The organism is Candidatus Neomarinimicrobiota bacterium, from assembly GCA_022560655.1.
In the GTDB taxonomy this organism is placed as follows: domain Bacteria; phylum Fidelibacterota; class Marinisomatia; order SCGC-AAA003-L08; family TS1B11; genus JADFSS01.
Window position 1 is genome coordinate 1 of the sequence record JADFSS010000006.1, and the last position, 13407, is coordinate 13407.

Here is a 13407-nt window from a genome sequence, read left to right on the forward strand (position 1 = left end):
ACGGCCACTGGGAGGGCGACGCTCTGGTGGGACGCATCCGTACGGTGGACGGGTACGGCAATGCCATCACGAATATCCGGGCCGATACCCTGACGGCCACCGGTTGGCCCCGACGCGGAGATTATCGCCTCCGACTGGCGGGACGGGAGCTGCAGGTGCCCCTGGCGGGAACCTATGCTGAGGTGGCGCCGGGCGAAGTGGTACTGGTGTTTGGCAGCGGCGGCTACCTGGAAGTGGCCCTGAACCAGGGCGATTTTGCCGCCGCGCACGCGGTCAGACCTGGCGACCGGCTGGAACTTTCGCCTTTGCGCTAGCGATCCTGATATCCCACCGGTAGGGCCCGTAACGGTGGGCGCCAATCGGATGTTCTTGCCTCATGATGTTACGAGACGGTCCTGGACTAGGCCAGTTTCCACCCGTAGAAGGCGGTCGGCATTGGGACCCTTGGGAGGCTAATGGTTTGGATGGGCGCGGGTGGATGTCAAGGGGTGGGGGTTTGGTGCGGACATGCGTACGCCAATTGTCTAAGTCATGCGCATCACCACTAGCTTGACCAGCGGCACTTGCCGCCCGTATAACTTCAGCCGGCCAACCGATATGGCAGCTGCTCTATAGCGACCCGGAAATCATTCCAGCACGAACTCCCATTGGTCCGGACCGAGGGTGTACCTCCGACTGAGCGCCTGCCTTGCCGCGCCCCACATGAGGGTGGCGGTGGCTACTGTGGGACCAATGAATATGGGCGGGAATAATACGCCAAACCAATAATATTCATCATCCAACATGCCTGTAGCGACTCCGATGACGATTCCGCCGGCCACCCAGACCCCTGCCGCTAATAACCCATGGCGTAATCCCTTCACGAAATAGTGCCCCAGACGGGGATACCCGTGCCTTAATTGAAAGACATATCTGGCGGGGACGACCTGATGCTGCTGGCCGTTGAACATCATCCGACCAGCATCAATCCCTTCGAATTGACCGGCTGCGATGAGAGCCCCGGCGCTGTCATAGGCACTGAGATAATCTCCTATAGGGATAGTGATGACCTGATCACCCTTGCGCAGCACCAACGGAGATGGTTGTAAATCCCGAGCCAACAGGAAGCCCGAACACAGGAGGGTACCAGCCACACAGGCGGTAAACCGATGTGTACCGATCTTGTTCAAAGCGTTATTCGTATTTGATTTCCCATTGGTGGGGTCCTATTTGATACACCACACGCTGAAAATGCTTGCTAACGCCCCAGACGAAGCCAATCAACACACCGGGAAATGCCAGCCCTAAGCCTCCCTCCTCTTCAATGCCACGATCAAGTAGTGCGGGGATAACAACTTGGACCAGCGTAACTCCAACCCCGATCCCAAGGCCTATCATGAATCCCCATTTGGTATAATAGCCAATACTGTGGACCTCGCCATGAATCATCGCACTTATGTCTTCCAGTGGGATAACGTTGGAATGGGTGCCCAGAACCGTAATCTCGCCCGATGATATTTCCGTGAAGCGTCCTCTCGCCAGCACCTGCTTCCCATCAGCGCCCAGCAGGACGATCCAATCCCCTAGTGGGATCAAATGAGTGTCGTCGCCTTTGCTGAGCTGGAGTTCGTGACCCGTGAGTCGACCCGTTTGGGCGGATAACGGTCCAAAGGATCCTGCCAGCCAAAGTGTGGCAGCTAAAATCGTGGTCTGGGTGCTTAGAACAAAGGTCACTCCTTCTTTCCAGGTGCGACGGTTGTACTCAAGTGCTCTCACGGTGGAATCGCGCGTCCGTGCCAAACTACGTTAGAATGGATTGACGGGCAAGATATTATCCCGCGCCCCCCCTTGTTCGTATCCGGTTCCGTATCCGGCAATGGGTGCGGTTCTATGCGGGAGTTTGGAAACAGGATCAGGAGGCGGTTCGCCATTGAAGCGGCGACCCCCCGACGGGAGAACTGGCTGTGACCCGGGGGGGAATCGAACCCCCGACCAACGGATTAAAAGTCCGCTGCTCTACCAATTGAGCTATTGGCGCGGCGGGCAGTGTTACTCCCTGGCAGCGAATGAAAAAGGCCCCAACACGGGTTGAGGCCTTAGGTCCTGGATTGCCAATGCGGCCGGGTCAGCCCCCCAGGGAGAACTCCAGACCGGCCATATAATGAATGGCCTGGTTCGTGGAAACAAACGGCTCGTCCATGATAACGCCGCCTACGAGGGCAAATCGGGGCCGCAGTTGCAGGCCCACTTGAAAACGGCCCTGATTCAGATAGTCGAAGCTGTCAGTCACAAAGGCGGTGCCCAGCCAGTCCAGCTCGAAAAATAGGACGCTCAATGGAATATACACACCGATACCCACGGTGCCGGTGGCTTCCCAGAGGTTAGACGTCCACGACGCCGATTCCCACGGCAACCCATCCAGTCCGGAAGTGCTGACAGTGAACATGGTGGTGATACTTACGCGACCCGGCTTGACCCCTGACTTGACGCCAAAATTCACCACTCCGGCCTCGTCCGCATAGACCGTAATACGGGCAGGCATATTGCGGGCGTGGCTGAACCAGCCTAGCGCCAGCCCGTTGTTGATCTGGGCAAAGTTGAAGGCCCCCACCTGGAGTCCATTCACCGTGTGAGCGTAATTCACAGCGCCGGCTATCTGCACGCCACGCATTTCACCCAGCACGACATTCGAGGCCCCTGCCAGCTGCACGCCACGCATTTCACCCAGCACAATATTCGAGGCTCCCGCCATCTGCAGAGCCTTCGTGTTGCTTCGAACCAGGTTGATAGCCCCTGCCAGCTGAGCGCCACGCAGGTCGCCGCTCACTAGATTGAAAGCGCCTGCCAGCTGAATGCCGGTGGTAGGGCCGCGAACGGCATTTAAGGCCCCCGCCGCCTGAAAGCCCACCACGCCCTCAGTTTCAATATTGCCGAAACCTCCCACCTCGAAGCCGCGCAACCGAGCTGAAATTCCCAGTACGGCGTTCAGGGATACCAAATTGATCTGGTTGTAGTAATCCAGCGAGGGCATCTTGGCCGGAATGCTCGGGAACCAGGTAAAATTGACCACCATATATTCGTACTGCTTGTCGCTATCCACAGGGACGCCTTCGATAGCGGGGCTCTGCGCGTAGGCCCATGACAGGGTAGCCATCAAGGTGAGTATGTAAGTCGATTTCATGTCTTTTCTCGCCTCCTCTATTTAGGTGTTTAGGTTTGTGCTTTGACTCCCTGCGCAATAATAAGGTTGCAGCAGATTGTGCCAACACCCGGCAGCGGGGGGGCTATCGTGGATAACATGCTGGTGGTCACCACGGATTCGGGGGCCTTCCAAAGGAAGAACTGACGTGACCCGGGGGGGAATCGAACCCCCGACCAACGGATTAAAAGTCCGCTGCTCTACCAGACTGAGCTACCGGGCCGGCAAGCCGGGGCGCCGCGTACGGCCCCGAATAGTGGGCGCCATATAGGACTCGAACCTGCAACCAACGGATGAAGAGCTATGCGGCGGCTCGTCCCTTAACACTAATTCTGTGACTCCTCAGGCTGTACGTGGTCAATGCAAAGGGACCTTATTGGGTCTAAAACTAAGGGACACATTTCACGTTTCCAAGGTCTAGCTGCCTCCTCAATTGAAGCATCACTCCCTCCGGATGGTCCCCTCATGACACAAACTGACTCGATAACGTATGACAGGCACTGAGTCCGGGTCTGGAAGGATCGGCAAGTTAGCGTGTATATTTGATATCCAAGACCTAAGCCGTATACCCACTTGCCTAGGTGGTATCGTCGGTAAAATGTGGTTATTTGGCGACCTGAGGCGTCGTTTATGTTGTGACAATTCTCACGCATAGTACCCGGAAAATGTTGTACTTTCTCGCCCGTCGCAGCAGGAGACTGATGATAACTGCAAAAATATTAGCACGTTCAGGCGCCATCGGACTGGCTAGTCTGATGATATTGACGGGCTACAGTCCTCCGGCCCCCGGCCCGTCCCCCTCACACTATTACCACAAGGGTCAAGCCTATGAGCTGGCCGGTCGCTATGACCGGGCTGAACGACTATTCAAGCGAGCCATAAGCATAGATCCGACGATGGCAGAAGCACACCTGGCGTTGGGTGCAGTTTATCTGAAGACCGGCCGCATCGATGAAGCGGAGGCCACCATCATTACAGCCATTGTAACCCTTCCGCGATCACGGCTACGGGGCAGCGCCTATCGGAATACGCTCTCTATGGCCTACAACAATATGGGCGTTGTGGAAGAGTGGCGGGCTGTAAGCGAAGTATTAGAGTTTGAGCTGACTGACGCTGAAGCCCACAGGCGGAATGCCCAATCCCACTATCAAAATGCCTTGGAGCTTGATCCGCGCAATTCCTTGGCGTGGGACAATCTCCTGCAGTTACCTGGCCGAATCAAGAATAGCGACTATAAAGGCTTGCCAGCAGCGTCCTGATTTCGAGCCCTAGTTACTCCCCCTAAGATCCGAGACGAACATAGCCGAGTACGGGATAGGTGGAAGCCATCTGCCCTATTTCAGCAGCACCCCCGTATTCTGCGGGACAAAGGCATCTTCAATGATTTGGAGTAATCCTGTGTCACTAAGCGTGCGAGGTAGCTGCCGGCAGCAACATCCCGGCCACTTTGCCATTGCTCGTGTGCTGGATCAAGCATCCGGGGCATGCTCTGACTCCCCATCAAGCGCTTACCAGTCGCACAGCGGCGACGATTCTCTGATTATTATTTTCTCGTCGGGTTGTGCTACTTTCATCAATAAAATTCTAAAATAACGCTTGACTCTGTACCATAGTCCAGACTGTACATTTGGCAGGAGGATAATCATGGGTACTACTTTTTCAATAGGAAAATTGGCGCAAGAGGCGCAGGTGAACATTGACACCATTCGCTTTTACGAGCGCAGGGGACTACTGCCTGAGCCTGAGCGTCGGGCGTCGGGATACCGTGTTTACAATGCCGATGCGGTGGACAGACTGAGGTTCATTGTCCACGGCAAGGAGCTGGGCTTCTCACTGGCGGAGATATCCGATCTGCTGACGCTTAAGGTCGATCCTGAAACCAGTTGCGGGGCTGTAAAACTGCGCGCAGATGCGAAGATCTCCTCGGTACGCGAGAAAATCGAAGCACTCCAAAAGATCGAGCAAGCCCTCACAAAACTGTCCAGTGAGTGCCACGGTGCAGGGCCACGGGGTGACTGCCCCATCATCCATGCTCTGGAATTTGTGGGTGAGGCCTAAAGTTGACGATCAAGATTGCAAGGAACCCAACATAACCGAGGAGAATAGCATGGCTATAAACGAACAATGGATAAAAGAATTTTTGGGGACCTTCCCCGATGAATTCATCCAGCTCAATGAAACTGAGCAACGCATCTCAGCGCAGATTTATCGGTTGCTTGCGGAAACCGGAAAGCCGGTTTCTGTCCAAAGCCTCGCCAAGAGTTTGAACTTGCCTGAAAGCGAGGTGCATCAAGTCCTCGATGACTGGACGGGCTTGTTCTATGATGACGAAAACAAGATTGTCGGTTACTGGGGGCTGGCCCTGGGGAAAACGGCGCATCGCTTTGCGGTGAACGGCCACACGCTCTATGCCTGGTGTGCCTTGGACAGTCTGTTCATCCCCCAGATCATCGGGCGGACCGCGCAGGTGGAGTCGCTTGATCCTGTGAGCAAGGAGGTTGTTCGACTGACCGTAACCCCCGAGGGGGTGGAGCAGGTTGAACCCTCCGGTGCAGTGACTTCCTTAATGTTCATTTTGCCTGAGATTGACCAGATCCGGTCGGACGTGATCAAGAGCTTCTGTCACTATCTGCATTTTTTCGCAGCTCCGGAGACCGCTGAGAAATGGGTGGCTCAAAGCCCCAAGAGCTCCGACTTGCTGACGCTATCCATTGAGGACGCTTTCCGGATTGGGTTCGAGAAAAATCTGCTGCAGTACCGGGATATCCTCGACTCTGAAGCATCGATCGAAGTTGTTTGATGGATCAACAGCTGCCCCCGGGAATCGGCCAACGAACAAATCGCCCAACCTAAGGAGTACACTCATGGAAACCCAAACTCAACTGAACCCGACTACAGCGACGCACCTGTTCGATTTCAACGGAGTCGGCAACGCGGAGCTCGGCGAACTTGTCTCATCCGCCGATCTGTATCGGGCGAAGCCGGCCCCGGGTGGCCCGAACGCATGACGCCGCACTACGACCTGGCCGTGATCGGGGCTGGGCAGGGCGGCCTGCCGGCGGCCCATTTGGCAGCTCGGTTAGGTGCCAAGGTGGCCCTCATCGAGATGCGCGAGGTTGGAGGAACGTGAGTCAACGAGGGGTGCATACCCACCAAGACCTTGTTAAGGTCTGCCGAAGTCATGCATCTGGTCCAGCGCCGCGCGCAGCAGTTCGGCGTTCGGGGCATCGATCCCGACGCGCTTTCCTTTGACCTGGCCGCCGCCATCCAGCGCAAGGATGCCATCGTTGGCGGAATTATCGACGGCATTTACCGCAATCTGAAAAAGAATAGCGGCATCACTTTTCTCACCGGCCGGGCAGCCTTTGCCTCGCCCCAGGAAATCCGCGTGGACGAGCAGCTCATCGCGGTTGACAAGACCATTCTGGCCGTGGGCGCGCAGGTTACCCAGCCACAAATTCCTGGGCTGGAGGAATCCGGCTACATTACCAATGATGAAGCCTTGCATTTGGATCGGCTGCCGGCTTCGATGATTATCATCGGCGCCGGCTATGTGGGCGTGGAGTTCGCCCAAATGTATGCTCGCTTCGGCACCCGCGTCACGCTGGTTGGCCGCGCCCCCCGGGTCATGCCCGGCGAAGAACCGGAGCTCTCCGATCTGCTGGTCGACATCCTGCGCTCAGAGGGCATCGAGGTGCAAACCTCCACCGAGGTGCTCACCGCCGGGCGCAAGGGAGGACAGCCCTACGTCACCACGCGGAAGGATGCGACCGAGCAGCGCCTGGAAGCCGAGCTGCTCCTGCTGGCCGCCGGCCGCACTGCGCGTACTGCCGGGCTGGGCCTGGACCAGGCCGGCGTCCACATGGCCGGTAATTTTCTACAGATCGACAACCAATTGCGAACCACGGCCCCCAACATCTGGTCTCTGGGCGATGCTAACGGCGGCGCCATGTTCACTCACCGCGCCAAGTTTGACGGCCCCATCACGGCCCTCAACGCCGTGCGTGGCCTGGAAAGGACCGTGGATTACCGCGTCGTGCCCCGCGCCGCCTTTACCGAACCAGCCCTGGCCAGTGTGGGGCTCACCGAGCAGCAGGCTCGGGACGCTGGCTACGACGTCAAGGTCGGCCGGGAGTTATTTGCCGGCTACGGCCGGGCGAAGGCCCTGGCCGAAACTGAAGGGCTGGTGAAACTGGTCGTTGACGCCGCCACTGATGAGATTCTCGGCGGCCACATTCTCGGGCCCCACGCCGATCTGCTCATTCACGAGGTGGCCGTGGCCATGCACGACCACGGCGCTATCGAGCGACTCACAAAGACCATCCATGTGCACCCCACCTTGAGCGAGGTGGTCAAGGGTGCCGCAAAAGCCGCCCAATGAACTCGCAGGCTCTGTAATTTTGTGCAGTTCGGGTGGCATGCAAAGGAGCGAATCATGATGATGACAGAACTAAATAGAGCTGTGCCATTGTTTGGGATCATCCCGCTGATGATCGTCGGGGTTATGGCGCACAATTCTCAGTCGGGGCCCATGCCGGACCTACCGGAGTCCCAGGTCATGGTGCAGTCGGCCTATGACTTTAGCGACACGGTGGAGCTGCTCACTGCCGCCATCGAGGAGCAGAACCTGATGGTGGTGAAGACCATCGATATCCAAAAGATGCTGAAGATGGTGAACAAACAGGTGGGCGGGATGAAGCAGCTGTTGTTCTTCCACCCCCGGTATATGAAACGCATCATCGAGACGAATCCTCAGGGCACCATAGAGGCGCCATTTAAGATCGCCGTCATGGAGCGACCCGACGGTGGGGTGGTGGTAAGGTACATCAAGCCGTCCGCACTGCTGGGCAAATATTCCGGCCTCGAGGAATTGGGGCTTGAATGGGATGGGATCGTGGGACAAATCGCCACGTCTGTCCTGCCATAGGTCTGACCGATGGAAAATCCTGACCGGCGCAGGACCCTTCTGATTTTGCTGGCCCTCTTCACGGGTGGCGCCGTCCCCATACAGATGATAACCCTGTCGTTCGGTTATGCCCAGTACCTCCAAAAAGTCCCGCTGGGTCCCAAGATGATCATGGTCGCGCATGAATTTGCCAGGGGCTACATCCCCCTGGTATACATCCCGGCACTTGTCATCCTCACCGGAATTATCCTGTACAGCCGGTCGACCTATCCGGATCTATATCGGCGTATCCTCATCGGCATGGGCGTAGGTGCCCTGGCCACGGTGGGCCTGGATTTCTTTCGCCAGATGGGCGTGATCAACGGCTGGCTGCCGGGCGACACACCGGCCATGTTCGGGAAAGCCGCCACGGGGAGCCGGTCGTTTGCGGTGTATTACCCGGTGGGGTACTTCGTCCACTACTTGAATGGCGCCAACTTCGGGCTGTTATTCACGTTCATATGGGGTCGGCAAAAATCGTATGTCCGCTCAGTTGGCTGGGCTGTCTTCTGGTTACTCATCATCGAAACCGGCATGATGACCGGGCCACCGATGGCTCCCATTGTGGGCCCCTTCGGGACCCACTTTGCGTGGCCGCAATTTTTCATGCTGACCCTGACGGCACACATAGCATTCGGGATTGTGCTAGGCATCCTTGCACAGTTCTACCTCAAAGATGCGGACCGAGGCGGGTTGTTACGGTTCATTAGAGGTGATTCGCCCTGATGAGTGTTCGAAGCAATCGGCATGGGGGGGGCGGCGGAACGCCAGTAGTACGCTGGGCGCTGCTTGCAGCGTGGTTCGGGTTATGAGCCCGACTGCCTGCCAATAAAAACAACGGCTTAGGATGCTACCGTGTCCTGAGTGTGACTCACTGCTGAAATAGTTGCTATCTGCTAACCTGACAGATACCCCCACGGATCGAGAGGTCTGTGGGGCTATGGGTCGAGGCGGTTTGAATGCACGTAAGGAACTAACTACAGACGGGTTGGCACCTTGCAACCCCATTGATCTGTCGCAAGAACGACAAGCACATACTATTTCAGTGAGACACCTTGACTTCGTACTATGGTACAGGGTGTAAACTCAGTTTGGAGGTTAAATATGACAGGCATTACCACAGGCCAATTAGCCAAGAGAGCGAACGTAAATATTGAAACGCTTCGTTACTATGAACGACGGGGGATTATCCCTGAACCGCCCCGGCGCGAGTCCGGTTACCGGCAATATCCGGACAATGCGGTCGCTCGTATCCAGTTTATTAAGCGAGCGCAGGAACTGGGGTTCACCCTTGAGGAGATACAGGAGCTTCTCAACTTGCGAGTGGACCCGGAGACGCCCTGCGCTGTCGTTAAGAGACGGGCGGACCTTAAGGTCATAGAGGTCGAGGAAAAGTTGCGCTCCCTCAAGAGGATCAAGAAAGCCCTGAATAAGTTGGCGGCCTCGTGTAGCGGCCGGGGTCCCGTGGGCGATTGTCCTATCCTGGAGGCGCTGGGTGGCGACGGGACATGGTAATGCGGCGGATGTATTCGCAGCGTTTTGAGCAAGTAGAAATCTAAGGAGTCTGGCTTTCATGAAATCGCAATTTGTCAATTTTCTATCGGTATTCACCTCAACGGGCACGCTGCTTTGCTGCGCGCTGCCAGCAGCTCTGGCGGCAGTGGCCGGCGGGGCTGCCGTGGGAACGTTGGTTACTACCTTTCCCTGGTTGATTCCCCTGTCCCGTCATAAAGAGTGGATATTTCTAGCGGCAGGCGTGCTCATTCTCCTGAGCGGTATATTAACCCTCCGTCCGAAAGGGAAAATCGCCTGTTCTCTCACAGGAGGAAAGGGCTGTGAAGTCGCAGGCGGCTTCACCAAGTCAATGTTTTGGAGCTCCCTGGGGATCTATGGTGTAGGTGGGTTTTTCGCCTATGCCATTGTGCCCCTTCTGCGTTTGATGGAAGGATAGATCAAGAGGAGTAAAGCCATCAAAAGAGCAGGATTTAAATTATTCTTGTCTCTGCTTCTGGTGAGCCTGACAAGCCAGTTTGCCTTTGGCCAGGGGCCACCTATAAATACCAACACAGCCTTTGTCGTAGGATTGGAAGGCGCAGCGGTTCGCAGTTTTGGCAAAGTGGTGCGGAAATCAACCCTCTTTGCCGATGGCAAAAAGGTTAGCGATGCACTCAATCGAGAGGTAACGGTTTCCGCCCTCCCGGTGATGGTGCCTTACGAAGTTATTCCCAATAAGTTGGTGGTTATTGGGGCCATTGCTTTTCTGGACAAAAGGATGAAACTGACCCGGGACGGGACCCGCGAATCAAGGGGAGATGCGGGCTTGGGTGATCTGAAATTGCTGGCCAAGTACCAGTTTGTGCAAAACGACACGAAAAGATCAAGTTTTAGGATGACGTATCTAGGGGGCTTGAAACTACCAACAGGCAGAGCTGATACAACGTTGCCTGCTCCATTGCAGCTGGGCACGGGCTCTTTCGATTTCATTGCTGGATCGATAGCGACCTATGTTCGGGATCGGTGGGGGCTGAACGCAGAGGCAATTCTCAACAAGAACACAAAGGCGCATGACTATCAGTTCGGCGATATCTTGTCCCTAAACCTTGCTCTGGGATATCGTTTCTTCCCCCGGGTTTATGAGATCTACCCCTCCCCATATGCCACAGTCTATCTGGAGTTGCTCTCGCAAATCAGTGGGACAAACATGGAACAGGGGGTGGAGTTGGACGATACCGGTGGCAGGGTAGTATTGCTTTCCCCCGGCATCCAATACGTCCTTTCGCGGACTCTGCTGGTGGAAGCTTCTCTTCAGTATCCTGTCGTTCAAGACCTAAACGGTACCCAATTGGGAACTGACTTTTCAGTCAACGTTGGGATACGATGGTTGATTTTCTAAACGATAACATGAAAGGGAGATAAACGTCATGAAAGCGAAAACAGCTGAAACCTGGATAACACCGGCGCTCTTTGTCGCTACGTTGTTGATCTCACCAATGGTTCTGGCCGCACAAGTGGCTCGCGAGGACGTACTGCAACCCAAAGTCATTGTTGAGGTCGATGGGTTGGCCTGCCCATTCTGTGCCTATGGCTTGGAGCAGCGCATTCAGGAGATCCCCTCCGTGCAGCAATCCATCATCAACATTGAGGCAGGGACTGTGGAGCTCACTCCCAATGAGGGCGAGCATATCGATATAGATGAGGTCAAGGCAGCGGTGAAAGCGGGAGGCTTCACAGCCCGTGGAGAGGTCGGGGTGGCACTGGCTGGACAATTGATCGATTGGAACGGTGTGCCAGCCCTATCAATCAACTCAACAAACAGAGCGGGAAAGAATGTTACGACGATCTATGTGCTGAAAGAGAATCGCCAGCTAAAGCGACTCAAGGCATCGGCGAAGTCCTCTGGGCAGGAGGTCTTTATCACAGGCCAAGCATCCGAAGCACCCCCCTTGGGACATCCTGATCGTCACCCGTATATTGTTGACATCAAAACCTTCCAAGTACTTTAACTAGAGAAGAGGAGATAGATATGTCTCAAGCCTGCTGCATTGTACCGCACACTGGGGATATTCCCATCTGTCCGATGAATAATCAGGTGACGAAGCCGGTGGGAAGGCAGACCGTCGAAAGCCTGGTCAAGCCCGAGATCAAGGCTCAGCTGACCCTTCAGCCCTACTTTTTCTGCGATGCCCCGGATTGCGATACGGTCTATGTGTCCGCCTTGGGAGATCACCTGATCACCAAGGACTTGCTTACTGTCCGTGTGGGGATCAAAGAGACCGATGACCCCATTCCGCTCTGCTACTGTTTCGGCTATGACCGGAAAGACGTGCGCGATGATATTCGCCAGAAGGGCGCCACCGACATCCAAAAAATCATCACGGACCGCGTGCGGGCCGGGGAATGTCGCTGCGAGCTGACCAATCCCAGCGGAGGGTGTTGCCTGGGCACGGTAGCGAAGGAAATCAAGTACGCCAAGGCCCTTAAGGAACAGGACTTACTCCCCGTGGGATGATCTCCAGGGTGCGCGCCTGATTCTTTGGCGTGGACCTCGCTCTTCCCGCCGCATCCTGCTACGGCATCAATCCCTTTGCCGCTGGCGCAGATACGCTCCGGCGTCACCATTTCGCGCGCGGCACAGCAAGTATTGTCGCCACTGCTTAGGGCCAATGCATGCACCGATCCGAGTTTCCCCTGGGTGACTGGACTGCTGATGTGCTGCTCCCCTCGATTGGATGCAAGCGCGTGGGGCTTAGAACCGGTCTCGCGGGGCCGCTGGCCGGGTTCTGATCACGCCTAGCGCTCCCCCACAGCCACGATGGTCTTGCTCGGCAAGCGTACGTGGCCGTCCTCGCCCACAAACTTGCCTGCGGCGGTGGCGATTCCTTCCCAAACGGCGGCAACTTTCTCGGCCGGCTGATCGGACAGCATCATCGTTATCGGTGCCGATACTTCCTGTAGAAAGCTGAGATAATCCTGCACGCCATCGAATTCAAAATCGATCATCATCGACTCACCCTGCACCTTCATAAAGCCTGCATCCGTCAACGCCCCCTCAAGGACTCCGGGAGGACTGAGCTTGAAAAAGTTGGGCGCATCCGGGGGCGGCGGCGGCAGATTGAGCATCTCCTTCACCACACCCATAGGCAGAGCGATGCCTACGGCCTTTTCCGGCGGCCCCCACACGGTGGAAACGAACTTGCCACCCGGCTTCAGCGTCTGCCGAATACCCTGTAGCGCCGCCCGCAGGTCGGGAACAAACATCAGGCCCCAGCGGCACGTGGCGGCATCAAAGGCGCCTTCTCCGAAAGAGAGTCCACCGGCGTCGAGGTTCAGAAACTCTACGTTGGGCAGTCCCGCCTCCGCCGCCCTGTCGCTGGCGATCTGCAGCATCCCCTCGGACGGATCCGTGGCGACCACCTTGCCGCCGGGACCGACCCGCCGGGCGGCCGTCAAGGAAGGTTCGCCGATGCCGGTGGCGACATCAAGGACCACCTGGTTTTCGCCAATCCCCGCCAGCTCCATGAAGCGGTCGCTTACCTTCTGGGTGCGTGCCTCGATGATCGGCCACCACTTGCGCCACCCGGTGGCCACCGAGTTCCACTCCTGGCGCTGGCCGGTCTTGTACCGTTCTGGATCGAATGATGTTGTGTTCACAGCTATTCCCCCCCACGATATTTCTCGTATTGACTGACGCAGAGAACTTAATGACGTAAGGTCCATCGCCCATAGTCCGTTGACAGTTTCTCTACACACCGATGCCATCTTGCTTCTCAAACCGGGAAGATTT

18 protein-coding genes and 2 tRNA genes are annotated in these 13407 nt (G+C 56.4%); 14 read left to right on the forward strand and 6 right to left on the reverse strand.

The features are described from left to right. A partial coding sequence (locus tag IH971_01865) for an SAM-dependent chlorinase/fluorinase (protein ID MCH7496583.1) occupies positions 1–314 on the forward strand: 314 nt, incomplete at its 5' end. 312 nt (positions 315–626) lie between these two features. On the opposite strand, the gene IH971_01870 is transcribed toward IH971_01865, so the two are convergent. From IH971_01870 to IH971_01890, 5 genes are all read right to left on the reverse strand, one after another. Next, complete coding sequence (locus IH971_01870; GenBank protein MCH7496584.1) at positions 627–1070, reverse strand: hypothetical protein; 444 nt, start codon at positions 1068–1070, stop codon at positions 627–629. A 103-nt stretch (positions 1071–1173) separates the two neighbouring features. After that, a complete protein-coding gene (locus tag IH971_01875) occupies positions 1174–1755 on the reverse strand; it encodes a hypothetical protein (GenBank protein MCH7496585.1) in 582 nt (193 codons plus the stop codon). Between the two features lie 192 nt (positions 1756–1947). Continuing rightward, positions 1948–2009 (reverse strand) — tRNA-Lys (locus tag IH971_01880). Between the two features lie 95 nt (positions 2010–2104). Then, positions 2105–3160 carry a hypothetical protein gene (locus IH971_01885; protein MCH7496586.1) on the reverse strand — a complete coding sequence of 352 codons (1056 nt, stop codon included), beginning with the start codon at positions 3158–3160 and terminating at the stop codon, positions 2105–2107. 167 nt (positions 3161–3327) lie between these two features. Next, positions 3328–3401: transfer RNA gene (locus IH971_01890), tRNA-Lys, on the reverse strand. A gap of 478 nt (positions 3402–3879) precedes the next feature. Between IH971_01890 and IH971_01895 the strand changes: the two genes are divergently transcribed. The 13 genes from IH971_01895 to IH971_01955 all read left to right on the forward strand — a co-directional run bounded on the left by IH971_01895 (position 3880) and on the right by IH971_01955 (position 12132). Beyond that, complete coding sequence (locus tag IH971_01895) at positions 3880–4437, forward strand: tetratricopeptide repeat protein (GenBank protein MCH7496587.1); 558 nt, start codon at positions 3880–3882, stop codon at positions 4435–4437. 385 nt (positions 4438–4822) lie between these two features. Then, positions 4823–5236 carry a heavy metal-responsive transcriptional regulator gene (locus IH971_01900; GenBank protein MCH7496588.1) on the forward strand — a complete coding sequence of 138 codons (414 nt, stop codon included), beginning with the start codon at positions 4823–4825 and terminating at the stop codon, positions 5234–5236. Continuing rightward, positions 5208–5978, forward strand: a complete 771-nt coding sequence (locus tag IH971_01905) for a hypothetical protein (GenBank protein ID MCH7496589.1) — start codon at positions 5208–5210, stop codon at positions 5976–5978. The genes IH971_01900 and IH971_01905 overlap by 29 nt, the downstream gene beginning before the upstream one ends. Before the next feature lie 64 nt (positions 5979–6042). After that, complete coding sequence (locus IH971_01910; protein ID MCH7496590.1) at positions 6043–6186, forward strand: hypothetical protein; 144 nt, start codon at positions 6043–6045, stop codon at positions 6184–6186. Next, positions 6183–6308 (forward strand): FAD-dependent oxidoreductase, encoded by a 126-nt coding sequence (locus IH971_01915; GenBank protein MCH7496591.1) that lies wholly within the window; start codon positions 6183–6185, stop codon positions 6306–6308. The genes IH971_01910 and IH971_01915 overlap by 4 nt, the downstream gene beginning before the upstream one ends. A gap of 30 nt (positions 6309–6338) precedes the next feature. Further along, positions 6339–7559: an NAD(P)/FAD-dependent oxidoreductase gene (locus IH971_01920; GenBank protein ID MCH7496592.1), complete on the forward strand. Its 1221-nt coding sequence runs from the start codon at positions 6339–6341 to the stop codon at positions 7557–7559. Positions 7560–7709: 150 nt separating this feature from the next. Further along, a complete protein-coding gene (locus tag IH971_01925; GenBank protein ID MCH7496593.1) occupies positions 7710–8105 on the forward strand; it encodes a DUF302 domain-containing protein in 396 nt (131 codons plus the stop codon). Positions 8106–8114: 9 nt separating this feature from the next. Then, the gene (locus tag IH971_01930; GenBank protein MCH7496594.1) at positions 8115–8849 is read left to right on the forward strand and encodes a hypothetical protein; all 735 of its coding nucleotides are present in this window, start codon (positions 8115–8117) and stop codon (positions 8847–8849) included. Positions 8850–9227: 378 nt separating this feature from the next. After that, complete coding sequence (locus IH971_01935) at positions 9228–9638, forward strand: MerR family transcriptional regulator (protein MCH7496595.1); 411 nt, start codon at positions 9228–9230, stop codon at positions 9636–9638. 58 nt (positions 9639–9696) lie between these two features. Continuing rightward, positions 9697–10074, forward strand: a complete 378-nt coding sequence (locus IH971_01940) for a hypothetical protein (GenBank protein ID MCH7496596.1) — start codon at positions 9697–9699, stop codon at positions 10072–10074. Positions 10075–10119: 45 nt separating this feature from the next. Continuing rightward, complete coding sequence (locus IH971_01945; GenBank protein ID MCH7496597.1) at positions 10120–11016, forward strand: transporter; 897 nt, start codon at positions 10120–10122, stop codon at positions 11014–11016. Positions 11017–11044: 28 nt separating this feature from the next. Continuing rightward, positions 11045–11626, forward strand: a complete 582-nt coding sequence (locus IH971_01950) for a heavy-metal-associated domain-containing protein (protein MCH7496598.1) — start codon at positions 11045–11047, stop codon at positions 11624–11626. A gap of 74 nt (positions 11627–11700) precedes the next feature. Continuing rightward, complete coding sequence (locus tag IH971_01955) at positions 11701–12132, forward strand: (2Fe-2S)-binding protein (GenBank protein MCH7496599.1); 432 nt, start codon at positions 11701–11703, stop codon at positions 12130–12132. Positions 12133–12413: 281 nt separating this feature from the next. On the opposite strand, the gene IH971_01960 is transcribed toward IH971_01955, so the two are convergent. Beyond that, on the reverse strand, positions 12414–13274 hold the full coding sequence (locus tag IH971_01960) for a class I SAM-dependent methyltransferase (protein MCH7496600.1): 861 nt from the start codon (positions 13272–13274) through the stop codon (positions 12414–12416). Positions 13275–13407 lie beyond the last annotated feature (133 nt).

What these genes read in the sequence shown, in the direction of transcription:
- IH971_01885 (MCH7496586.1), bottom strand. Translation starts at nt 3,160, where the DNA reads ATGAAATCGACTTACATACTCACCTTGATGGCTACCCTGTCATGGGCC.
- IH971_01895 (MCH7496587.1), top strand. Translation starts at nt 3,880, where the DNA reads ATGATAACTGCAAAAATATTAGCACGTTCAGGCGCCATCGGACTGGCT.
- IH971_01900 (MCH7496588.1), top strand. Translation starts at nt 4,823, where the DNA reads ATGGGTACTACTTTTTCAATAGGAAAATTGGCGCAAGAGGCGCAGGTG.
- IH971_01905 (MCH7496589.1), top strand. Translation starts at nt 5,208, where the DNA reads ATGCTCTGGAATTTGTGGGTGAGGCCTAAAGTTGACGATCAAGATTGC.
- IH971_01910 (MCH7496590.1), top strand. Translation starts at nt 6,043, where the DNA reads ATGGAAACCCAAACTCAACTGAACCCGACTACAGCGACGCACCTGTTC.
- IH971_01915 (MCH7496591.1), top strand. Translation starts at nt 6,183, where the DNA reads ATGACGCCGCACTACGACCTGGCCGTGATCGGGGCTGGGCAGGGCGGC.
- IH971_01925 (MCH7496593.1), top strand. Translation starts at nt 7,710, where the DNA reads ATGCCGGACCTACCGGAGTCCCAGGTCATGGTGCAGTCGGCCTATGAC.
- IH971_01930 (MCH7496594.1), top strand. Translation starts at nt 8,115, where the DNA reads ATGGAAAATCCTGACCGGCGCAGGACCCTTCTGATTTTGCTGGCCCTC.
- IH971_01935 (MCH7496595.1), top strand. Translation starts at nt 9,228, where the DNA reads ATGACAGGCATTACCACAGGCCAATTAGCCAAGAGAGCGAACGTAAAT.
- IH971_01940 (MCH7496596.1), top strand. Translation starts at nt 9,697, where the DNA reads ATGAAATCGCAATTTGTCAATTTTCTATCGGTATTCACCTCAACGGGC.
- IH971_01950 (MCH7496598.1), top strand. Translation starts at nt 11,045, where the DNA reads ATGAAAGCGAAAACAGCTGAAACCTGGATAACACCGGCGCTCTTTGTC.
- IH971_01955 (MCH7496599.1), top strand. Translation starts at nt 11,701, where the DNA reads ATGAATAATCAGGTGACGAAGCCGGTGGGAAGGCAGACCGTCGAAAGC.